The following is a 626-nucleotide window of genomic DNA, read 5'->3' as shown; positions in this document are numbered from 1 at the left end:
CAGCCATTTTGTTGCAAGGCGACTTCATAAGGAATGGCTTTTAAACAAGCATTATCGTTATCATTGACGGGGGTATTTTCATTGTTGTTTTGTAAATGATTTTCTTTCATAGTTCCCTCTTTTGAGAAAGTAATACATTATTAAAATCGGTTCCTTTTGGAGCTTGCATGATAAAGACCTCAAAGCCTTGGCTATAAGCACGCTTTGCAAGGGTGAAACCTGCTTTACGACCCGCATCATCGCCGTCCATTGCAATTGTCAGACGTCCTTTTATCGGGGGTAAATTCACACGCATCATGCCACTGGTCGAAAGAGACGCCCATAAATTCACGGGCTCTGATAACAAACCAGACAGCAGAGACAGACCGGTTTCAATGCCTTCACAAATAACCAGATGTTTTGGATTGTCTTGGCTTAAATGCACAGCACCGCCCATAACAGAACCCACCACGGCTTTTGCTGGTCTCTGATCTGTTTTGCAGCCATTGGCTTTTAAAAAGGTTCTATGAATGGCAAAGGAACCAGCCCCCTTAACAAGAGCAACCAACGCGGGTAGTGTCCTTGCTAAGGGGTGATGGCATTTATCGTGAAAACGTAAATCAGCAGGCAATTCACATGTGATCCCC

1 protein-coding gene is annotated in these 626 nt (G+C 44.1%); it reads right to left on the bottom strand.

All coding sequences use genetic code 11. The annotated features are described in order from the left end of the window. Positions 1 to 106 precede the first annotated feature (106 nt). A partial coding sequence (locus ACFIMQ_RS09665; RefSeq protein ID WP_375703956.1) for a toprim domain-containing protein occupies positions 107 to 626 on the bottom strand: 520 nt, incomplete at its 5' end.

The organism is Bartonella sp. AD13SXNS, from assembly GCF_042196465.1.
Classification (GTDB): domain Bacteria; phylum Pseudomonadota; class Alphaproteobacteria; order Rhizobiales; family Rhizobiaceae; genus Bartonella.
Note: the sequence above shows the minus strand (reverse complement) of the source record. Positions and strands in the feature narration are given on the sequence as shown.